General features: G+C 65.5%; 18 protein-coding genes. 14 read left to right on the forward strand and 4 right to left on the reverse strand.

What is annotated here, in order from left to right; translation table 11 throughout:
* Window positions 1–99: 99 nt before the first annotated feature.
* Window positions 100–1,767, reverse strand: coding sequence for an energy-dependent translational throttle protein EttA (gene ettA, locus W930_RS0103205; protein WP_023593988.1), 1,668 nt, complete (start codon window positions 1,765–1,767; stop codon window positions 100–102).
* A gap of 65 nt (window positions 1,768–1,832) precedes the next feature.
* The gene (locus W930_RS0103210; RefSeq protein ID WP_223272034.1) at window positions 1,833–2,195 is read right to left on the reverse strand and encodes a 2Fe-2S iron-sulfur cluster-binding protein; all 363 of its coding nucleotides are present in this window, start codon (window positions 2,193–2,195) and stop codon (window positions 1,833–1,835) included.
* A gap of 220 nt (window positions 2,196–2,415) precedes the next feature.
* Between W930_RS0103210 and W930_RS0103215 the strand changes: the two genes are divergently transcribed.
* The 3 genes from W930_RS0103215 (at window position 2,416) to W930_RS0103225 (ending at window position 4,551) form a co-directional block, all read left to right on the forward strand.
* On the forward strand, window positions 2,416–2,799 hold the full coding sequence (locus W930_RS0103215; RefSeq protein WP_023593986.1) for a nucleotide pyrophosphohydrolase: 384 nt from the start codon (window positions 2,416–2,418) through the stop codon (window positions 2,797–2,799).
* 184 nt (window positions 2,800–2,983) lie between these two features.
* Window positions 2,984–4,096 carry a metallophosphoesterase gene (locus W930_RS0103220; RefSeq protein ID WP_024788430.1) on the forward strand — a complete coding sequence of 371 codons (1,113 nt, stop codon included), beginning with the start codon at window positions 2,984–2,986 and terminating at the stop codon, window positions 4,094–4,096.
* A 158-nt stretch (window positions 4,097–4,254) separates the two neighbouring features.
* Complete coding sequence (locus tag W930_RS0103225) at window positions 4,255–4,551, forward strand: acylphosphatase (RefSeq protein WP_023593984.1); 297 nt, start codon at window positions 4,255–4,257, stop codon at window positions 4,549–4,551.
* A 189-nt stretch (window positions 4,552–4,740) separates the two neighbouring features.
* Here the strand turns inward: W930_RS0103225 and infA are convergent, their stop codons facing one another.
* Complete coding sequence (gene infA, locus W930_RS0103235) at window positions 4,741–4,962, reverse strand: translation initiation factor IF-1 (protein WP_010808709.1); 222 nt, start codon at window positions 4,960–4,962, stop codon at window positions 4,741–4,743.
* Window positions 4,963–5,255: 293 nt separating this feature from the next.
* Between infA and W930_RS30005 the strand changes: the two genes are divergently transcribed.
* Together W930_RS30005 and W930_RS25890 are read left to right on the forward strand one after the other, a co-directional pair.
* The gene (locus W930_RS30005; protein ID WP_063598629.1) at window positions 5,256–5,558 is read left to right on the forward strand and encodes a hypothetical protein; all 303 of its coding nucleotides are present in this window, start codon (window positions 5,256–5,258) and stop codon (window positions 5,556–5,558) included.
* Between the two features lie 27 nt (window positions 5,559–5,585).
* The gene (locus W930_RS25890) at window positions 5,586–6,062 is read left to right on the forward strand and encodes a CBS domain-containing protein (RefSeq protein WP_023593983.1); all 477 of its coding nucleotides are present in this window, start codon (window positions 5,586–5,588) and stop codon (window positions 6,060–6,062) included.
* 207 nt (window positions 6,063–6,269) lie between these two features.
* On the opposite strand, the gene W930_RS0103245 is transcribed toward W930_RS25890, so the two are convergent.
* Window positions 6,270–7,751, reverse strand: a complete 1,482-nt coding sequence (locus tag W930_RS0103245; RefSeq protein WP_024788432.1) for an MFS transporter — start codon at window positions 7,749–7,751, stop codon at window positions 6,270–6,272.
* 273 nt (window positions 7,752–8,024) lie between these two features.
* On the opposite strand from W930_RS0103245, the gene W930_RS30010 reads away from it, so the two are divergent.
* The 9 genes from W930_RS30010 to pelG all read left to right on the forward strand — a co-directional run bounded on the left by W930_RS30010 (window position 8,025) and on the right by pelG (window position 22,558).
* On the forward strand, window positions 8,025–8,234 hold the full coding sequence (locus tag W930_RS30010) for a hypothetical protein (RefSeq protein WP_141572520.1): 210 nt from the start codon (window positions 8,025–8,027) through the stop codon (window positions 8,232–8,234).
* 37 nt (window positions 8,235–8,271) lie between these two features.
* Window positions 8,272–8,811 (forward strand): glycine zipper 2TM domain-containing protein, encoded by a 540-nt coding sequence (locus W930_RS0103250; RefSeq protein WP_023872441.1) that lies wholly within the window; start codon window positions 8,272–8,274, stop codon window positions 8,809–8,811.
* A gap of 933 nt (window positions 8,812–9,744) precedes the next feature.
* Window positions 9,745–12,516 (forward strand): hypothetical protein, encoded by a 2,772-nt coding sequence (locus W930_RS25895; protein WP_024788433.1) that lies wholly within the window; start codon window positions 9,745–9,747, stop codon window positions 12,514–12,516.
* Window positions 12,509–16,639 (forward strand): tetratricopeptide repeat protein, encoded by a 4,131-nt coding sequence (locus W930_RS25900; protein ID WP_023593979.1) that lies wholly within the window; start codon window positions 12,509–12,511, stop codon window positions 16,637–16,639. The genes W930_RS25895 and W930_RS25900 overlap by 8 nt, the downstream gene beginning before the upstream one ends.
* 30 nt (window positions 16,640–16,669) lie before the next feature.
* The gene (locus W930_RS0103265; protein ID WP_023593978.1) at window positions 16,670–17,215 is read left to right on the forward strand and encodes a hypothetical protein; all 546 of its coding nucleotides are present in this window, start codon (window positions 16,670–16,672) and stop codon (window positions 17,213–17,215) included.
* 10 nt (window positions 17,216–17,225) lie between these two features.
* Window positions 17,226–18,638, forward strand: a complete 1,413-nt coding sequence (locus W930_RS0103270; RefSeq protein WP_023593977.1) for a PelD GGDEF domain-containing protein — start codon at window positions 17,226–17,228, stop codon at window positions 18,636–18,638.
* Window positions 18,631–19,632 carry a lipopolysaccharide assembly protein LapB gene (locus tag W930_RS0103275; protein WP_023593976.1) on the forward strand — a complete coding sequence of 334 codons (1,002 nt, stop codon included), beginning with the start codon at window positions 18,631–18,633 and terminating at the stop codon, window positions 19,630–19,632. Before W930_RS0103270 ends, W930_RS0103275 begins: the two co-directional genes overlap by 8 nt.
* Window positions 19,632–21,179, forward strand: a complete 1,548-nt coding sequence (pelF, locus tag W930_RS0103280) for a GT4 family glycosyltransferase PelF (protein ID WP_023593975.1) — start codon at window positions 19,632–19,634, stop codon at window positions 21,177–21,179. The genes W930_RS0103275 and pelF overlap by 1 nt, the downstream gene beginning before the upstream one ends.
* Window positions 21,179–22,558 carry an exopolysaccharide Pel transporter PelG gene (pelG, locus tag W930_RS0103285; protein ID WP_023593974.1) on the forward strand — a complete coding sequence of 460 codons (1,380 nt, stop codon included), beginning with the start codon at window positions 21,179–21,181 and terminating at the stop codon, window positions 22,556–22,558. The genes pelF and pelG overlap by 1 nt, the downstream gene beginning before the upstream one ends.
* Window position 22,559 lies beyond the last annotated feature (1 nt).

Raw genomic sequence — 22,559 nt, forward strand, 5'->3', positions numbered from 1 at the left:
CGAACACGGGTTTCGGCGCCGGCGTATCCCCTGCATCCGCCTGGACGTTACCGGGCGCCGCTGAAACAGAAAAGGCGCCTTGCGGCGCCTTTTCCTGCATTACCGCGCGATCGGCTTGTAGCGGATACGCTTCGGCTTTGCCGCCTCCTCGCCGAGGCGCTTCTTCTTGTCGGCCTCGTACTCCTGGTAGTTGCCCGGGAAGAACTCGACATGCGAGTCGCCTTCGAAGGCCAGAATGTGCGTGGCGATACGATCGAGGAACCAGCGATCGTGCGAGATGACCATCACGCAGCCGGCGAACTCGAGCAGCGCATCCTCGAGTGCACGCAGGGTTTCGACGTCCAGATCGTTCGACGGTTCATCGAGCAGCAGCACATTGCCGCCGGAGATCAGCGTCTTGGCCATGTGCAGACGGCCGCGCTCGCCGCCCGATAGCGAGCCGACCTGCTTCTGCTGGTCCGAGCCCTTGAAGTTGAAGCGGCCGATGTAGGCGCGCGAAGGCGTTTCGTACTTGCCTACCGTCAGCACGTCGGCACCACCCGAGATCTCTTCGAACACCGTCTTGGTGCCATCGAGCGCATCGCGGCTCTGGTCGACGTAGGCCATCTTCACGGTCGGGCCGACCTTGATCTCGCCGCTGTCCGGCTGTTCGCGGCCCGTGAGCATCTTGAAGAAAGTCGACTTGCCGGCGCCGTTCGGGCCGATGATGCCGACGATGGCGCCCGGCGGCACCGTGAAGCTCAGGTCGTCGATCAGCAGACGGTCGCCGAAAGCCTTCGACACATTCTTGAATTCGATGACTTCGTTGCCCAGGCGCTCCCCCACCGGAATGAAGATTTCCTGGGTTTCGTTGCGCTTCTGGTATTCCTGGCTGTTCAGCTCGTCGAAACGGGCAAGACGCGCCTTCGACTTCGCCTGGCGGCCCTTCGGGTTCTGACGCACCCACTCGAGTTCCTTCTTGAGCGCCTTCTGACGCGCCGACTCGCTCGCCTCTTCCTGCTTCAGGCGCTGTTCCTTCTGGTCGAGCCACGAGCTGTAGTTGCCCTTCCAGGGAATGCCATGACCGCGGTCGAGTTCGAGAATCCACTCGGCGGCGTTGTCGAGGAAGTAACGATCGTGGGTCACGGCCACCACGGTGCCCGGGAAGCGCGTGAGGAACTGTTCGAGCCAGTCGACGGATTCGGCGTCGAGGTGGTTGGTCGGCTCGTCGAGCAGCAGCATGTCCGGCTTCGAGAGCAGCAAGCGCGCCAGCGCGACACGACGCTTCTCGCCCCCCGAGAGCACGCCGATCCTGGCGTCCCAAGCCGGCAGGCGCAGCGCGTCGGCGGCCACTTCCAGCGTTTGTTCGATGTTGTTGCCGTCGCTCGCGGCGAGGATCGCTTCATACTTGGCCTGTTCGGCGGCCAGGGCGTCGAAGTCGGCGTCCGGCTCGGCGTAGGCCGCATAGATTTCGTCGAGCTTCGCGCGCGCCTGCATCACTTCGCCCATGCCGCCTTCCACGGCCTCGCGCACCGTCTGCTCCGGATCGAGCTGGGGCTCCTGCGGCAGGTAACCGATATTCAGGTTCGCCATCGGGATCGCCTCGCCCTCGATTTCCTTGTCGACGCCGGCCATGATCTTGAGCAGCGTCGATTTGCCCGAACCGTTCAGGCCCAGCACGCCAATCTTGGCGCCCGGGAAAAACGACAGGGAGATGTCCTTGAGGATGTGACGCTTGGGCGGCACGATCTTGCCCACGCGGTTCATGCTGAATACGTACTGTGCCATTCGGCTTTCCTGATCCTGAAACAGTGACGACGCTCTGGCGCGAGCCTCGGATAGCGGCAAGTTTATCAAAGCGCGACACGTGCGGCATCGAACGCGTCAATGACGAGCTCGCCCCGCGCGTAGGCGCAACATGGCAGCAACCAGCCTTGCGCTTTTTCTTCGCGCGACAGACCCGGCCACTCGATGCGGTACGTCACCGGCGCCGGTGCACCGCCCGTGCGCGCCTGACACAGGCAGGCACGGCACGTGCCATTGCGGCACAGGCTCGGCAGCTTGATCCCCGCGGTGAGCGCCGCGAGCAGGATCGGCGTGTCTGCCGGGGCGTCGAACTGCCAGCCCGAAGGCACGAGCGTCACGGGGTACGATGCCGACGCGTCGGGCAATCCGGTCGCCGCGACGTCGGCGGGAGGGTAAGGTGTGCGGTTCACGGGATGCGGCTCGCGGAGGGTCGGGGACGGCTGGGAAGCATCGATTCGGTGCACGGCGCATCTTGCGCCAACGCGCTACCATAACCCGTTCCCGCGCCATTTTGTCGCGCCTGCGCATCCGAATCCGTCGCCGCCCCGGCCCACGGTCCCGTCAGCGCCCTGGTTCGCCGTTCAGGGCGTGACCGCACCGGCCACGGACGACCTCCGAATATTGCACCCCATGTCCGCTACCCCGAAATCCACCGCGCCAGGCTCCGCCCCATCAAGCAATGCACCGGAGCGCCTGATCGACACCGCCGGGCTCGACGCCGCGCTGCATGCGTTCGCCGACGCGCGCGACTGGCATCGGTATCACACGCCCAAGAACCTTGCGATGGCGTTGTCCGTCGAAGTGGCAGAGCTCGTCGAGATATTTCAATGGCAGACCGAGTCCGAAGCCAGCGCCGTCATGCAGTCCGGCGAGGCCCGCCACGTCGAGCAGGAGCTGGCGGATATCGCCATGTACCTCGTGCGGCTGTCGTCGGTGCTCGGTGTGGACCTGAATCGCGCGATCGCCGAAAAGCTCGTCATGAACGCACGAAAATATCCCGCGCCCCGGGCGTGATCCGCCGACGGCACTTGCCATCGGGCAAAGTGCCCGCATAACTCCCTCGTCTTCCGGAATTCGACCAGACAACGCCATGTCGCAATCGTCCCAAGCTTCGCAGGCATCGCCGGCGTCATCCGACGCGGCGCATCTGCACGGCAAGCCAACGAAACGCACGCTCCCCGCGCGCCCGCGCTGGCTGATGCTGGCGATCATCGCACTGTTGCACGCCTACATCGGCTGGCGCCTGCTCCCGCCGCTGCCCGTCGCCGCCGTATGGAAGGTCCTTGGCGGGCTGTGGCTCGTAGCCTCGACCGTGTTGATTCCCCTCGGCCTGATGAGCCGGGCGATTCAGAAGGAGCCACTCGCCACGCTCCTGACCTGGACCGGCATGACGGCCATTGGCGTCTTCTCGACGCTATTCGTGCTCACACTGCTGCGCGATGTCGTGCTCGGCGCGGCCATGCTGTTCTCCACGCACGATCCTCAACTCGTGGTGCGCTCGGCGGTAATCGTGCTGGCGCTGACCGCCGTGGCGACGATTCTGGGCTTCTACAATGCCCGGCGCCTCGCGCGCGTGGTCCACGTCGACGTGCCGATCGCCGATCTGCCTCCCGAGCTCAAGGGCTTCACCATCGTGCAACTGAGCGACATTCACGTCAGCTCGACGATCCGCCGCGGTTACATCGACGCCATCGTCGACGCGTCGAACGCGCTCGATCCCGATCTCGTGGCCATCACGGGCGACCTGGTCGATGGCGGCGTGCCAGCCCTGCGCGAGCACATCGCGCCGCTCGCTCGGCTGACGTCGCGCCACGGGACGTACGTCTGTACCGGGAATCACGAGTACTACTCCGGCGCGCCTGCCTGGGTCGAGGAGCTGCGCCGCATCGGTCTCACGGTGCTGGAGAATGAACATGTCGTGCTCGATCACGAAGGGGCGTGGCTGACCGTGGCCGGCGTGACCGACTTCACCGCCCATCATTTCGATCCGGAAAAGCGCAGCGATCCACTGGCCGCCGTTGCCGGCGCGCCGGAAGACGCCCCGCGCGTGCTCCTCGCCCATCAGCCGCGCAGCGCACCGGCCGCGCACGAGGCCGGCTTCGACCTGCAACTCTCGGGTCACACGCACGGCGGACAATTCTGGCCGTGGATGTATTTCGTTCCGTTGCAGCAGCCGTATGTGCACGGCCTTCACCGGCTCGGACGTCTGGCAATCTACGTGAGCCGCGGGACAGGCTATTGGGGGCCGCCCAAGCGCTTTGGCGCGCCGTCGGAGATCACGCGCCTGAGGCTCGTGCCGAAAGTCGGTTGAACCGGGCCCCGGCGTACGGACCGACGTCGCGACGTCGTCGCCCGACGCGGGCCCGCTACGGCAAGTGCCGGGCGATGGCGCTACAATCGCCGTTCCCTGCCGCCCGGCCGGCGCCGCCCTGTGCCATTCCGTCTACGTTGCCCTGTTGCCCTGTTGCCATGAAGTCACTTTCGTCCAGTTCCCCGCTCGAAACCGTTGCCGTGCGTTTGCGCGGCAAGATCACGGGCGTCGGTTACCGTCAGGCAGCGGTGCGCGAAGGGCATCTGATCGGGGTACGCGGCTGGGTTCAGGCCCTGCCCGAGGGCGACATCCTGGCCGTGGTGCAAGGCACGCCCGATCAGGTCGACAAAATGCTCGAATGGATGCGGCACGGGCCGCCCGGCGCGCGCGTGACAGACTTCGAGAGCGAGATCGAGTACACCAATCGCCGTTTCGACCGGTTCGAACAACTCTGAGGATATGGGGAGTTCGAGCGTCGGACGCGCGCTGATGGCGGCCGCGCAAGCATGGTTCCACGAACGTGGATGTGTGAAATTCGAAGTGACGAGCAGCGACCACCGGGTCGCCGCACATCGCTTCAATGCGCGGCACGGCGATGCCCGCGACGGGCAACGGCTTGCGCGCAAAAGCCAGACTTCTCCGACTTAATTCTTGTGACGGTAGTTGATGCGGCCCTTGCTCAGGTCGTAGGGCGACATTTCCAGCGTCACGCGGTCACCCGCCAGGATGCGGATGCGGTTCTTCTGCATGCGGCCGCTCGCATATGCCATCACTTCCACGCCGTTTTCGAGCGTGACGCGAAAGCGATTGTCCGGCAGTACGTCCGAGACGTGTCCGCTGAATTCGATCAGTTCTTCCTTGGCCAATATCGTATCCTCTTGAGGGTGCCGCTCGCGATGGCGCAGCACCGGTGTTACTGAAGGTTCGTTCGCCAATACCTTCGCCGCACCCACAAAAACGCCGGGGTGTACATCGAACGCCAAAAGGAGCCTACCCGGCGGACCGGCCATGACGGGATGGCGGTGCGCCGAAACGCGGCGATGGTTCGAAGGAGCAAGGCACATTGCGGCAGTGCCGCAATGACGAGCAGTGCGTGTCGGGAGGGCGAAGACCTTGGGGTCTGCGTCATCGGCACAGCGAGTGATTCGGCTCGCAGGACATGGCTGTCAGCGGCGCCGATAAAGCATTTCGCGATCGTCAGGCGATGATCGGCGAATTTTCGCCGATCCCGCTAGGATACGCCTTTCTGTGCCGCCCGTGGAAAAAAAATGGCTCGCCGAGTCATTTTGACGGCTTTTGCCGCCCGGATGTGGCGCAATGCACCAATTCACGCGTTGCGAGCGCCACAATGGGCCCCGCGCAGTGGTTTCCCCTCCGTCCGCCCGGCGACGCGGGACGTCGCCTCGCGGCGCTTGGGGACAACGCGGGCATGACGCGCGGCGAGCCCTCATCTATGCTGTAAGTACCCGTAGCCCGCAGGAGGATGACCATGAAAACAGTCGCTCAGATCCTGAAGTCGAAATCGGTCGACACGGTGTACAAAGTGCGCCCGACCGACTCGGTACTCGATGCGTTGACCCTGATGGCCGAAGCACGCATCGGCGCGGTGCTGGTGAGTGAGGACGACCGCTCGGTCGTCGGCATCTTCACCGAGCGCGATTACGCCCGCAAGGTCGCGCTCATGGGCCGGACCTCGGTCAACACGCCGGTGCGCGACGTCATGACCTCGGCCGTGCGCTACGTCACGCCCGAGCAATCGAACGAGGACTGCATGTCGCTGATGACGGAGCACCGCATTCGTCACCTGCCTGTCATGAAGGACGGCGAGCTGGTCGGCCTGTTGTCCATCGGCGACCTGGTCAAGGACATCATGTCGGAGCAGCAGTTCGTCATCGACCAACTGGAGAACTACATCATGGGCGGCGGCGCCGCCCTGGCGGGCGGGTCGCCCTCGCGGCCGAGCTGACGCCGGAAAGCCCGGGCCGGTCCGGGCCGATCGGCTCGCGAACCGATCGGCGGCGCAATCAGGGGGCACGGCGCTTCACACGAAGCGCCGTTTTTTCCGGAGCGAGCGCGCAAATCGTCGACGGGCGGGCCGCTGCCCGGCCCACAACGAAAAACGGCCGCCATGAAGGCGGCCGTGTCATTCTGCACGTCGCCCTCTCAGTGAGCGTCAGAAGTCCTCCGCATCGACGTCGTAATTCGACGGCTCCCACCGGATCGCCAGCAAGGCCAGCAGGCCGATCGCGGGCGCGGCGGCGATCACCCAGAACACTTTCGTCGAGAGCGCGGCGGCCAGCACCGGAAACAGGAACAGCGAAACCGTCGAGCTGGCGCGCATGAGCGTCTGGTTGAAGCCGACGCCCACGCCACGCAACGACGTCGGATAGCTCAGCGACGCGAACGTCATCGAATGCGCGCCCGGACCGAAGCCCTGCCCCAGCAGGAACAGCGCAAGGAAGCCTAGCGCCCAGGCCACCTGGACACCCCCCGCGGGCTTGCCCACGAGCGCCAGGCCGACGAGCGCCGTCAGTTGAAACGCGTAGCCGACCACCGTGAGTTTCCAGGCCCCCACCTTCGGCACCAGGCGCACACCCAGCAGGCCGCCGGTGAATGCGAACAGCAGATTGAGCGCGAGCGACATCAGGATCGTCGTGAGCATCGATTGGGCAAGGAAGCTGGCGATGATCACGGGCAGCCCGAACGCCACCGCGTTATAGGCGAACGACGACGCCACGGCGATGATCGTCGCGAGCGTGGTACGACGCAGGTACACCCCCTTGAGCAGGGCACCGTAGTTGCTCCACGACGCGGGACGCTTCGGCGCGGCGCGCTCGGCATCCGTCGCCACCACGGCGTCGATCCCGTACGAGCGCTTCAGAATCTTCGCCGCGCCTTCGAGATCGCCCTGGTTAGCCGCCCACACCGGCGACTCGCTCATATAACGGCTGCGCACGGCGATGATCGCCAGTGCGGGAATTGCCCCGAAGCCCAGGATGATGCGCCACAGCAGCGCACTGTGCGACGACGGCAGCGCCGAGTAGCACAGCAGCACCAGCAGGTACGACGCGCAGATCGCCGCGTACCACGTCGGGCACCACATCGCGACCCTCGCGGCCTTGTTCCCCCGCCCCTTGAGCTTGGAAAACTCGGCGAGGAACGCCATGGCCACCGGCAAATCGATGCCGACGCCCAACCCCATCACGAAACGTGCGCCAGCGAGCACATACTCGTTGGGGGCGAGCGCACAGGCGATGGCTGCGATCACGAAGCACAGCATGTCGGCCATGAACACCCGATAGCGGCCGATACGGTCGGTCAGGAACCCGCCAAGGAACGCCCCGACAATGGCACCGAAAGTGATCGCGGACGCCACCATGCCAGTGCCCGCCGGGGTGAGATTGAACTCGCGTGTCACGTCCTTCAGGCCGAAGGCGAGTGCGCCGAGGTCGTAGGCATCGAGGAACACACCGCCCAGTGCGATGGCCACGATCCATCGGGCGTTCGACACGCGGGCGCCGCCCTCGTTGACGAGTCGGGCAACGTCGGCCGCCGAGCGGATGACGGCAGAGCCGGCGGAGCCAGCGGACGCGGCCGACGCCGCGGAGCCAGCGTGCACAGACGCGGCGGAAGACAGGGAAACGTCAACGGACATGAAACGGAATGGAAAAATGCGTGAGTGGGAGCGACAAGGCCCAGGGGGCAGCCGTCGCCAAAGGTCGCGATGTTACCGCTTGGTACCGCCTCATCCAAGTGATTTCTGGTTATATGCTTAGATGATTCCCGCGCGAGACGATCAATATCCGGGATATTACTTCTCAAACACTCGATATTTCGTGAAAATTCGAGAGGATTCCACTTTGGGATTAAGCATTTACAGAGCATGCCCCCCACGTCTTGCCTGATGGGAATATCATCGGGGAGCCCTTTGGAAGGGAACCGTGGCAGCCTCGCGCGCACCAACGCCTGTCGACGCGATGCCGAGCCTGACCTCGGCGCCGGCGGCGTGCGCCACGCCGCGTCATTACAAACGCTTACCTTTTCTTACAGCATAAAGATCGGCGGAACCCTACATTCCGCGTCGTGGTCGCAACAGATGTGCCACATTGTGCGCAACGTCACGCTCGATCTGCGGTGACGCCGCATTTACCTCACGCTCACGAGGACGATCCAAAATGAACATCAAAGCACTTACGGGAATCAGCGCGGCCCTGGCCGCCGTCATGCTCGCCGGTTGCGTGGCCCCGGGCCAGCAATATGGCGGCTACCAGCAGCCGGGATACCAACAGGGATACCAGCAACCGGGCTACCAGCAGGGCTATCAGCCGGGTTACCAGCAAGGCTATCAGCAGGGATACCAGCAGCCCCAGCAGCAGGGAGCGCTCTACGGAACGGTCCAGTCGATCGAACAACTGAACGGCGCCAATAACAGCCCGAACATTCTCGGTACGGTCCTCGGCGGTGCCGCGGGCGGGCTGCTCGGCAACACGATGGGCGGCGGACGCGGACGCACCGCCACCACCATTGCCGGCGCGGTCATCGGCGGCATCGCGGGCAACCGCATCGAGAACAGCATGGGTGAGCCGAACGTGCTCTATCGCATCACCGTGCGTCTGGACGACGGCCGCGTCGCCACGGTCACGCAGGCGCCGCCGCTGCGCGTGCAGCAGGGTCAGCGCTGTGCCGTGGCGAACGACACGGTGTATCCGTACTGAGCATCGCGCCGTCGACGCACGGCGAAACGAATCGAAACGCCCGCCGGTTGCCCTCCGGCGGGCGTTTTGTTTTCCGGGTCGCCTCACCGCACGCCTCCCCTGCTTGTCGGTGCCTGTCGGGATGGCTCGACCCCGACTATTTGACCAGACGAAATAGCCGCGACACATGGGTGTGCCAAGCACCACAAGGGCGCTTTATGGTGTCACGCACTTATGCTACGCTTCGCGTCCATTACGTTGCGCCAGACGACACCGCCGTCATCGCCCATTTCACCTCGCGCGCAAACGCGCCATCGCACCGGAAATGCCCGCGTCTTTTGCAACTTCCATGCTGCGAAACATGCAATGCCGGTCGCTTCCCTCACCGCGGCCCGACGGGCCTGGATTTACCGCACGACCATGCACGTTTTTGGGGGACGTTATTGGGACGGCCGTACTTTAGAGTTCGTCGCCTAAGCAAGTCGACAAGAACTTGCCGCGCAATTTCACGCTGTATCCCGCATCGGATCCGGCGTTTTGCGTTCTCGACCGCTTCGGAATCCTGTGATTTGGAATCCTGACCGAGCCGCGTCGACAGCGCGCAATCGCGACAACGCCGGGAACACGGACGCGTCGTGTCGGGGAACGCGCAATCGCCACGATTGCCCGTTGCACGTCATTCACGCACCCGTCTTCGGCACAGCATGTGCATCACCCGCACTCGTGGTCATCTATCGCGCGAGCGCGGCATCCGATCGTACTGGCCGCACGCCAGCGCTAATCCGACGATCGATCGACCTGCTGTCCCCATGACGAGCGGTGGATCGTGGAACGCAAATTGCACTCATGCCAATGGTTTCGACTGGACAACACGACGCATCGACAACGCACCATGGTCAAACGGTCATGGACCTCGGGGGGACCGCACCGGTGATCGCACGGCCTGCACGAGCGATGGCTCACCTGCTGCTCGCCGCCGCGGTGGCGATCGGCACGGTCGGGGTCGCGGCGGCCCCGACAGCCGCGCAGGCCCAGTCGACGACATCGTTGTCCCTGGCTTCGCCGCAGTCGGCCATCCCGGACATCGCGTTGTACTACGGCGACGATATTCCTGTCGACGCGCTTCAGGCATTCGACTGGGTCGTGATCGATCCGGCACAGGCATCGTTGCCCGACGCCTCGATCGCTCCCCGCACCCAATGGTTCGCGCGCGCCGACGCGCGCGACACGACGCAAACGCCCGACGCCTTCGTCGACGCGCGTATCGCGCCGCTGTGGCAAAAAGGCTTTCGCAACTTCCTGATCGACGACGGCGCACCGCTCACCGGCGACGCCGAGAGCGATGCACGCATCGTCGCGCGCGTACAAGCCATTCATGCACGCTACCCCGATGCCCGGCTCGTGCTGAGGAATCACCTGAACACGGCGGCCTCGCTCGCCCCCGCGCTGGCCGGCGTGCTGGCCGACGGGCTGTATCGCCGTTACGACGCGGCGGCGATGATCTTCGTCGACACCCCCGCCAACGTGCAGGCGGCGGCGTTCGCGCAGCTCGACGCGTTGCGCAAGCAGGCGCATCTGCCGACGTTCGCCATGGACTATTGCGAGAGCGCCGACCTCGCCTGCCGTCGCACCACGGCGCGCTCGCTCGATCAGAAAGGCGTGCGTGCCTTCGTCACGGATCCCGACGTGCAAACCGTCGGCGTTGGCCGTATCGAAGTGATGCCGCGCAAGATCCTCATGGTGCAGACGCCGGGCGACGGCGAGCCGATCGACCTGACCACCGGTGCGCGCGACATTTCGATGCCGCTGAACTACCTCGGCTACGACGTCCAGTACGTCAATGCCAACAGCGGCCAGATGCCGGCGAACGTGCGCACCGACCGGTATGCGGGCATCGTCGTGTCGATCGACCGCAACGTGAACAACGCCGGTGCCTGGCGCCGCTGGTTGCTCGCCCGCATCCGCGAAGGCATGCGTGTGGCGGTGATCGGCCAGTTCGGCTTCCCCATCGACCAGCAGACGGCGCAGGTGCTCGGACTGGAACGCGTGGCGGGCACCGTGCCGGGCGCCGTCGAGCCCCGGGTGGTAAGCAAGTCGCCGATGATCGGCTTCGAGATCATGCCGACGCCGGACGTACGCGACGCCCTTGGCGTTCGTGTCGGCCCGAAGGGCGAGCCGCTGCTTCGCCTCAAGGCCGGCGACTACACCTACGACATGGCCGGCATGCTGCCGTGGGGCGGTTACTCCCTCAACCCGTACGGTGTGACGTCGCTCGCGGGCATCGAACAGGAACGCTGGGCGATCCAGCCCATCGACTTCCTGCGCCAGGCACTCGCGCTGCCGCAGATGCCCGTGCCCGACGTGACGACCGAAAACGGGCGCCGTCTAATGTTCGTGCACGTCGACGGCGACGGCTTCGCGTCGCGCGCGGAGTTCCCCGGCGTCGATTACGGTTCGATGGCGCTGTACGAGCAGATCTTCTCGAAATACCTCGTCCCCACCACGCTGTCGGTGATCGAGGGGGAAGTCGGACCCACGGGCCTGTACCCGAAGATCTCGCCGCGCCTGGAAGAGATCGCGCGCAAGATGTTCGCGCTGCCCAACGTCGAGATCGGCACGCATACCTATTCCCACCCGTTCAACCTCGAACAGATCAATCAGAAGACTGGCGAGCGCATCTACGGCAAGGCCAACAAGGAATGGGGCGGCGACGACGCCTTCTCGCTCGACATTCCCAACTACCGGTTCAACCTCGATCGCGAGATCCAGGGATCGATCGATTACATCAACCAGCGACTGGCGCCTCCCGGAAAGAAGGTGGTGGTGCTCCAGTGGCCCGGCGACGCCCAGGCGCCGGCCATCGCCATTCGCAAGGCGTGGAAGGCGGGCGTGCTGTCGATCAATGGCGGCGATACGATCATCACGAAGACGAACAACAGCTGGACCAACATCGCGCCGTACGGCGTGGCGAAGGGCCTGCTGCCCACGGAATTCCAGGTGTACGCGGCGGTGATGGACGAGAACGTCTACACGAACGACTGGCTCGGCCCGTATTACGGCTACACGCGCGTGCTCGAGACCTTCGAGATGACCGACAAGCCGATCCGTTTCAAGGCCGTCAACCTCTACTACCACATGTACTCGGGCACGAAGGTCGCCTCGCTCAACGCATTGAAGGACGTCTACAACGCCGTGCTCCGGCAACCGGTCTTCCCGATCTTCACCACTGAATACATTCGGCGCGTGCTGGATTGGCGTCGCGTCGCGGTCGCTCGCGAAGTGACGGCAGACGGTGCCCCTGTGCGCTGGCGCGTTCGCAGCGGCGCGGATCTGCGCGAAATGCGCTGGCCGGGCGAAGGCGTGCCCGTCATGGGCACGTCCGAGGACATCGCAGGCTATCTGCCGGGTCCAGGCGGCCTCTACATCCACATGGGCGGCGACACGGCCGAATTCTCGATCGGCGCGAAGGGCGGCGACCGTACGCCCTACATCAGCGAGGCTGCCGGATTCGTGCGCGACTTCAAGCGCACGGGCCGCAACCTGTCGTTCCGGTTCGGCGGGTACTACAAGCCGTTCGTGAGCGTCGCCAATGCCGCAGGGTGCCGCCTGAGCGTCGACGGCGTGACGAAGGGTCGTGCCGATGGCGCCGGCCGCCTGCGCGTCGATGTCTCGGGCGTTGCCGAGAAGCCCGTCACCATGCATGTCATCGGGGTGGAATGTGACTGACGCAACGCGACCCAACGACCGTGCGCTCGACAGCGCCGCCGCTTCCCGGCCGGTCGAGAAGCGAGAGCGCCTGAGCCCGCCGTGGCTGACGGCAGCCATCGGCGCCGGCGTCGTGCTCGCGCTCGGCGCGGCGCATCCGAGCGATGAGGAGCAAACGCGTTCGGTGGCGTCGCAACCGCCGAGCGAGCTCTCCGTCGCCTATCTCGAAGCCTGGCTGCGCATCGAGCCCGACGCACCGCGCTATCTCGACCTGCTCGGCCAGCAGTATCTCGGCCTCGGCCGCTGGGACGATGCCACGCGCGTGGCGGACAAGCTGCGCGCCATGCCCGACGAACAGAATCGCCGTCGCGGCATCCTGCTCTCCCTGGCCGCCGCCGAGCAACGCGCCTACGACGTACCGGCCGACGATCCGGCCCGCGCCGAGCGCATGGCGCAGTACGTGGAACTGCTCGACGCCACGTCGCAATATCAATGGGACGTGCCGACGCTGCGCATGCTCGCCGAGAAGGCCCGTCTGGCGGGCGCGACCGAATTGATGTTGCGCGACTACCGCCTGCTGGCGGCAGCCGACGCCGCCAATGCCGCGCAATGGCAGGAAAAGCTCGCCAACGCCGCGCTGTCCCAGTCCGCCTACGATGACGCCGCGAACGCCTATTTCGCCGCGCAGGCCGTGGCCCGCACCCGCGACGACCGTCGGCGGCTGTTCCTCGCCGGCATGCGGGTGCTCGTCTCCGCGAATCAGGTGGCGCGCGCCTGCGCCGAAGGGGAAAAGCGCATCGGCGATCTGTCCAACGATCCTGTTACGCTGCGCTATCTGCTCGACGTGGCCCGTCAGGCGGGCCGAACCGACCTGATGACGACGTACGCCCGCGCACTCACCAAGCTCTCGAGCCTCACGCCGACGTCGCATGGCGCAACCCTCCGCCTTGCGGGCTGGCTGCCCGGCGTGGGCGCGGATGGCCGCGGTCTCGACGGCGCCGCGCCCGCACGTTTTCGCTACCTCGATGGACCGGCGGGCGTGCGTGCACTGCACCGGTCGAACGGCCCACGCATCATCCGGGTGGCTGACGTGGGTCTGGCCCGAGGCGCGAGTGCCGCCGATGCCGCGCCGTCCTCGCAACCGGCGCAGGCCGACCCGAAAGCCAGGCTCGCCATCCCGGCCAGTCCCGACTGGGACTCGCCCTCGCGACCCGCCGCCGGGGGCACCGACGCCAACGGCGTGAACGCCAGCGATTACGATCTGGCGTTCAAGGCGTTCGTCGAAGCGCGTCAGCTCGACGACGCCGAGAAACTCGCGCAGCAGGCCTTGCAACGCAAGCTCGACCCGCTCGTCTGGACGCGCCGTCTCGCTCAGGTCGCGCAGTGGAACGGGCACGCGCCGCTGGCACTGGCCTACTGGCTCAAGTACGCGGAATCCACGGGCAACGCGCAGGCGTGGGAAAACGTCTACCAGCTCGCCCCCCAACTCAACGACGACCACGCCTATCTGGCGGCCCAGATTTTCGAGGCGGACCGCCAGCCGGACAACCTCAAGCTCAAGGACGATATCGTCAACACGTACGAACGGCTCGGGCGTCCGGAGGAAGGGCTCGCCTATCTCAAGCGCCATGCCACGGGCAGCCAGCGTCGCGCCCTGCTCGAGCGCGAAGGTGACGTTGCGCAGCGCATCGGCCAGGATGCCGAAGCCCTGGCCACGTTCCAGACGTTGCAAAAGGAGTTCGGCCCGTCGTCCCAGTACGCGCTGCGCATTTCCAGCCTGCTGTATCAGAAGGGGCATCTCGCGCAGGCACTGGCCGAGCTGCGCAGCGTGCGCGACGTCGCGGGCACCTTGCCCGCCGACGCCGGTTACTGGCGCACCTACGCCGAGGTCGCGCGTCTGACGCAAAGCGACGAGGACGCCAACTTCGCGTATCGACAGCTGTTGCGCACCGGCAAGGCCGAGGCGCTCGACTTCAACGCGATGACGTACTTCTACCAGGGCTATCCGCTCGATGCCGGCCGCACGGCGGAAGCGGAGTTCAGGCAGAACGATTCGGACCTCGCGCTGCAGGCGGCGATTTACTTCTATACGCAGGCGCGGGCCTACGACCGCGTGCAGGCATTGCTCGACGGCCTCGATGCGCAACAGCGCGACAAGTTCGCAAAATCCGGCGACCTGCTCGCCACGCGCGCCGTCTATTTCCAGCAGATCCAGCGCTGGGACGCCGCGCTGGACGATCTGCGCGTCGCCTCGAAACTGGACAACGCCGGCGACGAAGTCCGCGTGGCCTACCTGTGGGCGCTGGTCGACTACGGCAGCGACGACGAGCTTCGCACGGTCCTGCACGACTACCGTCCCATGGTCGCCGACAACGCCAGCTACTGGGGCGCCTACGGTGCGGGGTTGCTGCGCCTGGGCAATCCTCGCGAGGCGCTGACCTATCTGCGCCAGCAGGCCGCGCTCTCCGACGACGATCCGCTCTGGATGCTGTCGCTCGCCGACGCGGAAGAGGCCGCCGGCGACGCCGGCACGGCCTGGAAGATTCGCCAGGGCGCCTGGAAGGATCTTCAGGCCCGTGCGGAATCGGGGCAGTTGCGTTTCGCGTCGCGCCGCCGCCAGGGCGCCGTGGTGCAACGTCTGGCCGCGCTCACGTCCGACAACGACGGCGTGCTCGAAGCCCAGGCCGCACGCGTCACGCTGGCGCAGGTGTTCTCGAACGCGGACACGTCGCGTCAGTTGCTCGTCAACCTCCTGCGCGAGGATCGACGCTCCGCCGACAGCGCCAAGGTCGCCGACTCGCTGCTCGGCGACTCGGCCGAGCTGGCCCCGCTCAAGCCCGCGACCGACAACCCCGGGCAGCGCGATCCGTCGTTGATGTCGCGTCAGGCCGTCATCAGCGCGACCACGCGCGACGTCGGGCTCGCCTGGGCACTCTCCGGCGAGGATTTCGATCTCGCGCGCGCATGGCTGGCGCGCGAGTATACGAACCGGCTCCTGCGCCCGGCCGATGCCGAGATCGCGCTCGCGCTGGAGAACAACGATCGCGACAAGATGGCGCAATTGCTCGATCGCCGTCAGGGCCGCATGCCCATCGAGAACGAAATCGAGGCCAACGAGCGGCTCGGCCGCGCACCGCAGGCGCAAACGCTCGCCTGGCGCGCCGCCGACGGCGCCCCGAACAACGACGCCGTTCACACGACGTTTACCGACACGATCCTGCGCGACCGTTCCAACGCCGGCTTCGATCTCTTCTATTCCCGTCAGGCGCCGCTGAGCTACCTCGAGAGTTCGCTGATCGGCAGCCTCAACCTCACGAGCCGGATCGGCGTGACGCTCGAGGCCATTCAGCGCAACCAGCGAACCGTCGATACCTCGCAGCTGGCCTGGGTGCCCGCGCACGACCGGATATTCAACTTCACCGTGCGCGATCGCACGGTCGATCGGGATCTGGCGTTCACGCTCGGCCATCGCACCGAACTCAACAGCTTCTTCACGGGGCTCGTGTCGGCCGCGTTCAACCGCAACTCGCCGCTCACGACCACGTTCCAGGTCGGCTACAACCAGTTCACCGACATTGCGCCCAACACACAGGTCGCGGCCACCCGCGATTTCGGCAGCATGCAGATGCTGTGGGCGGGCGACGGGCGGTGGTATGGTCAGGCCAACGCGGAATACGATCGCTTTCACGCTCAGGACCGCACCTACCTCGGCCGCGGCTGGCGCTTCGGCGGTGAACTGGGATACAAGCTGCGCATCGATTACCCCGACCTGAACATCCGCCTCGTGGCCGAGCGCGGCATCTATACGCCGAGCAACAACACCGTCAATTCGCTCGCCGTCCTGCTGCCGACCGGCACGGTACCCCTGGCGTCCGAGTTCATGCCGATCACGACCACGCAATACGGCGTGATGGCCGGATTCGGCCAGGACTACCAGAACACCTACCGTCGCGCCTGGCGGCCGTATCTGGACGCCGGCTACATTCACGACAGCCAGCAGGGCTGGGGGCCCCAGGTCAACCTGGGCATCGCCGGGTCGGTCATCGGCAACGACCACGCACGCATTTACTACTCGCACGACATCACCAACGGCACTGGTGTTGCCACCACGCAGGTCGGTGTCGCCTACCGACTGTTCTACTGATATTTCGCATCCGCAAGGGAGAGCCGTACCATGAAGACCAACGCATTCAAGAAGTGGCAGCGCTTTTTCGGCGTCGCCGTCCTCGCCGTGTTGATGGCCGGTTGTTCGACGATGAACGTCGGCGACGCACCGAAGCTGCCGAAGACGGCGAGCTGGGTGATTCTGCCCATCGCCAACACGACCGAAACGCCTGATGCCGGGCAGCGCGCGGAGAGCATCGCCCAGAGCATCCTGGTGCAGAACGGCTTTACCGACCTGCACCGCTATGTGGGCGACCCCGACGGCGGCGACTCGCTGATCGGCGGCAACAACGCCCAGACCCGCGTGCGCGCACTCGCATGGGCGCGCAAGATCGGCGCCAAGTACGCGCTCTCGGGCGCGGTAACGGAATGGCGCTACAAGGTCGGCGTCGACGGCGAGCCGGTCGCGGGCGTGACGTTCGATGTCATCGACGTGTCCAACGGCAACACGGTCTGGAGCGCCACGGGCAGCCGCAGCGGCTGGAGCCGTTCGAGCCTCGCCGGCGTGGGCCAGACATTGATTCGCAATCTGCTGGCACCGCTGGCGCAACAGTAACGGAATCATCGTGAATACCGCCAATCAACAGGACGCTTCCGTCGACGCGAAGCCCAGGGTTGCCGGGCAGGTGCGGCGCTCGGAGCCGTTCGGGAATGTGAGCACCTATGGCCGCCTGCTCGCGCCGGCGGCGACACGCCCCGTGATGGTGTTCGAGGTCATCACGGGCATGGCGCTGGCCGTGGCCATCGCCTGGCTGCTGCATCCCCAGGATCCGCTGCTCATCGAGCTGGGCTTTCCGTGGATGTGGCTCGTCGCCCTCGTCATGGCGTTGCGATACGGCGCACTGCTCGGCGTGGTGGCGGGCCTCGTGCTCGCGGCCGCCTGGTACGGCCTGTATGGGCAGCACGGCCAGCCCTTCCCGACGATGTTCTTCACCGGCGGCTTCACGATGATCGTCGTTGGCGGACACTTCTGCGACATCTGGGGCAATCGGGCAACGCGCGCGCGCGGCATCAACACGTACCTGAACGATCGTCTCCTCGCGCTGACCAGCAATCACTACCTGCTGCGCGTGTCGCATGAACGGCTCGAACGTGACTTGCTCACCAAGCCGAGCACCATGCGCGACGCCATCACCCGACTGCGCGAGCTCACGCTCACCGAGGACGCGCCGGGCAAGGACACACCGCTGCCCAATGCGCAGCCGATGCTCGAGTTCGCGGCGCTCACCTGCCAGATCGAAACGGCGTCGCTCTTCCCCGTGCACCGCAACCGTCTCGACACGGCGGCCGTGGCCAGCGTGGGCGAAGCCTTCGCGCCCGACGAGAGCGATCCGCTCGTGCAGACCTGCCTGCGCGAAGGTCGCCTCGCGCACGTGCGCGAAGACACGACCGTGGGCGAAGACAGCGCCTACGTGGTGTGTGCGCCGTTGACCGACGGCAACGGCGAGATCAATGGCATGTTGATCGTGCGCAGCATGTCGTTCCTCGCGCTCAATCACGACAATCTGCAATTGCTGCTCGTTCTGCTGTCGTACTACGCCGACGGCGTGGCCCAGCAGGCCCCGGTGGCCAGTGTGCGCGACGAAGTCCCGGCCGCGCCCTACGACTTCGCGTTGGAGCTCGGGCGCCTGGCACGCGCCAAGCGCGAGAGCGGTATTCAATCGTCGCTCGTCGCGCTGGTGTTCCCCCGCGGCGCCAGCGGCGACTCGCTGTTCGAGCAGACGGTGCGCTCACGTCGCGCGCTCGACGCGCAATGGATCCAGTCGACGCCGCGCCATCAGATTGCCATCTCGCTCATGCCGATTACCGACGACAGCGGCATCGACGGCTACCTGTTGCGCATCGAGAACGGGCTGCGCCAGCAGTACGGGCTCGATTTCCAGACGGGGCACATCGCGGTGCATACGGCGAGCGTCGACGAACGCGCGCCGGGCGAAGGACTGAAAAAGCTGCTGGAGCGCTGCCAAGATCATGCTTAAGAAACTGCTGGTGGCTGTGATCGGGATCGTGGCCCTGCTCGCACAGGCGCTGGCGATCCGCACCCTGTTCGCGCCGGTCGGCGCGATCGATCCGCTGCTGCTCTTCTTCGCGTGGCAGACGCTCAGCGCCGGGCTGACCGCAACGTTCGTGCGTGCGGCGCTGCCCGAGCATTATCACGGGCGAAACGGCGCGTTCTGGCACAGCTTCGCCGTCTGTCTGTTCATTCCCGTGGGTGGTCTGGTGCTGTTCCTGGGCATCATGACGATCGGCTTCGTGTTCCCCCCGCCGCGAGAGCTGGCCCGCTCGGGCGCCGTGGACCGGCCAGAGTTCGTGACGTACCTCGTCTCGCAGGTCACGCACGGCGCCGGGGCGCGCCTGCGCGCCCGTCTGCGCAACGTGCGCGGCACGAACGAGGATCGCGTGGCGGCATTGGTGTCGGTGCAGGCGCTGCCGTCGCGGGCGACCGGCGAGATCATGCGCGATCTGTTGTCCGACCCGGTGGAGGAAATCCGCCTGCTCGCCTACGGCATCGTCGACGGCGTGGAAAAGCAGATCATGCAGCGCATTTTCGATGCGCGCTCGCAGCGGGAGCGCGCCGCCAACGACGACGAGCGCGCGGAGGGAAGTCACCGCCTGGCCGAGCTGTACTGGGAGCTGATCTATCAGAATCTCGTGCGCGGCGAGGTCTACCGATTCACGTTGGGGCAGGTCGAGAAGTATGCCCGCGAAGCGCTCGCGCATCGCGAGAGCGACGCCGCCATGTGGTATCTCCTGGGCCGCTGCGCGCTGCTTCGCCGCGATCCGGACGAGGCTCAGGCATGCCTGGAGCGCGCGGAAGCGCATCACTTCCCCGCCGACCGGCTCGTGCCCTGGCTTGCCGAAGTCGCCTTCCTCAAACATCAATACGGACGGGTCGGGCCCATGCTCGCCAGCCTCGGGAGTGGTACGTCCACACCGACGCTCAATCCCGTCATGCGTTTCTGGACCCGCTAATGCGTACATCCGAACGTCTCGCCCGGCCGGCAGACATCGCGTTGCTTCTGGAGGGCACCTTCCCGTATGTTCGCGGAGGCGTGTCGTCATGGGTGGATCAGATGATCCGCGCGTTCCCCGACCTGACGTTTGCCGTCGTGTTCATCGGCAGCCGCCGGGAAGACTACGGCGACAAGGTCTACAAGCTGCATGACAACATCGTGCACTTCGAAGAGCACTATCTCTACGAGTTCGATGCGCCGCCCCCGGTGCGTGCCGTCGAAGGCGATGCGCAGGCGTTCGCGCAGATGGAGAAGATGCACGACATGCTGCGCCAGCGCAACGACCTGCAGGGCATCGGCAAGCTGATTCACGACGTGATCCCCATGATGGGCGACGACGGCCAGATCAGCGAGGCCAACTTCCTGCACAGCCGCCGATCCTGGGACGTCATTTCCGAGCGCTACAAGAAGTACTGTCTGGACCCCTCGTTTACCGACTACTTCTGGACCGTGCGGATCATGCACAAGCCGCTCTGGCAGCTCGCACGCATTTGCGACCAGCTGGTTCCTGCCCGGGTATATCACACCGTGTCCACGGGCTATGCGGGCTTTCTCGGCGCGCTGCTGCGCTTCAAGCACCAGCGCCCCCTGCTCGTCTCCGAGCACGGCATCTACACCAAGGAGCGCAAGATCGACCTGCTCCAGGGGCAATGGATTCGCGACAACCGTGGTCTTTTCGAGCGCGACATTTCGCGCGTTGGCTATTTCCAGGATTTGTGGGTGCGCTTCTTCGAGGCACTGGGGCGCGTCTGTTACGAAGCCGCCGACGAGATCACCGCGCTGTTCGAGGGCAATCGTCTGCGCCAGATCGCCGACGGCGCTCCCGAGCACAAGACACGCAATACCCCGAACGGCATTCCGGTGGAAAAGTTCGCGCCGCTGCGCGCACGACGCCCCGCCGAAATCCCGCCCGTCGTGGCGCTGATCGGTCGCGTCGTCCCCATCAAGGACATCAAGACCTTCATTCGCGCGATCTTCATCGCCAGCCGCCAGATGCCCGGCCTGCAAGGCTGGATCGTCGGTCCGGAGGAGGAAGATCCGGCCTACGCGCAGGAATGTCGCGACATCGCCGCGAGCCTCGGCATGGAAGACAACCTGCGGTTCCTGGGCTTCCAGAACGTCGCCGACATCCTGCCGCAGGTGGGCGTCGTCGCGTTGTCGTCCATTTCCGAAGCGCTGCCGCTGGTGGTGCTCGAAGCCTACGCGGCCGGTGTGCCGGTCGTCACGACCGACGTCGGATCGTGCCGCCAACTGGTCGAGGGGCTGGGCGACGAGGACCGGGCGCTCGGCGCGGCCGGCAAGGTCGTGCAGATCGCGAACCCCGAACACTTCGCCCAGGCCGTGGTGGACCTGCTCGAACCGCGGACCTGGCACGCCGCGCAACGCGCCGCGATCGCGCGCGTGGAACGTTATTACACACTGGGACAGATGCAGGACGCCTATCGTCATCTGTACGAGATGCTGCTCGCGCGCTCGGAACGCGCCACGGCAGCGGGAGGGGTCTGATGGCCGGCATTGGCTTCGAACTGCGCAAGATCCTGCGGCGCGACACGCTGACGAGCACGCTTGCGGCTTATGGCTACGCCGGCGTCATCAGCGCCGGCCCGCTGATTCTGTCGATTCTCGGCATCCTGCTCATCGGCATGATGAGCCTGGCGGTCGTTCAGCCGCCCGGTCTGATCGTGCAGTTCCAGGTGTCGGTCACTTACCTGATCGCGTTCAGCCTGGTCGTCACCGGTGTGCTGCAACTCTCCTTCACGCGATTCCTGAGCGACCGCCTGTTCGAGCGGCGTCCCGATCTGGTGCTCCCGAACTACAACGCGGTCTCGCTCGTCACGACCGTCGGCACCGGGCTCATCGGTCTGATCCTCGCGCTCACCGCGTTCCGCGACCAGTCGACGGGCTATCGCCTGTTGATGCTCGCGGGCTTCGTGATCGTGAGCAACATCTGGATCGGCGTACTGTTTCTCACCAGCGTGAAGCAGTACCGCGCCATTCTGGCGATCTTCTTCGTCGGATACGGCGTCACGGTGGTGAGCGCCGTGCTGCTCAATCGTCATGGACTCGAAGGCCTGCTCGGCGGCTTCGTCATCGGCCACCTGATCCTGCTGCTCGGCATGGGGTGCCTGATTCACCGCAACTACCGCACCGACGAGTACCTGCTCTGGCAGGTGTTCGATCGCCGTTTCTCCTATCCGTCGCTGATGTTCGTCGGGTTGCTCTTCAACCTGGGCATCTGGCTCGACAAGTTCATGTTCTGGTTCTACCCGGTGACCGGGCAGGACGTGATCGGACCGCTGCGCGCGTCGGTGATTTACGATCTCCCGGTGTTCATCTCGTACCTCTGCGTGATTCCCGGCATGGCGGTGTTCCTGCTGCGCATCGAGACCGACTTCGTGGAGTATTACGACCAGTTCTACAACGCGGTGCGCACCGGCGGCACGCTCAAGTACATCGAAGAGTCGCGCGACATGATGGTGCGCTCCGTGCGCACCGGTCTATATGAAATCCTGAAGATCCAGGCCGTGGTGACGCTGCTGATCTTCGCGTTCGGCGACCATCTGCTGCGGCTGATCGGCATTTCCGTGCTGTACCTGCCGTTGCTGCACATCGACGTGATTTCCGCGAGCTTGCAGGTGCTCTTCCTGGGCATTCTGAACATCTTCTTCTATCTCGACCGGCGCCTGACGGTGTTGGCGCTCACGTTCGCGATGGTCGTCGCCAACGGCGTGTTCACATGGGGTACGCTGATGCTGGGCCCAAACACCTACGGATACGGATTTGCGCTCGCGCTGGCGGTGGTCGTCATCGTCGCGATGCAACTGCTCGACCGGCGCCTCGACGCGCTGGAATACGAAACCTACATGCTGCAGAACCAGCACTGAC

The organism is Pandoraea sp. E26 (assembly GCF_000681415.1).
Lineage (GTDB): Bacteria > Pseudomonadota > Gammaproteobacteria > Burkholderiales > Burkholderiaceae > Pandoraea > Pandoraea pnomenusa.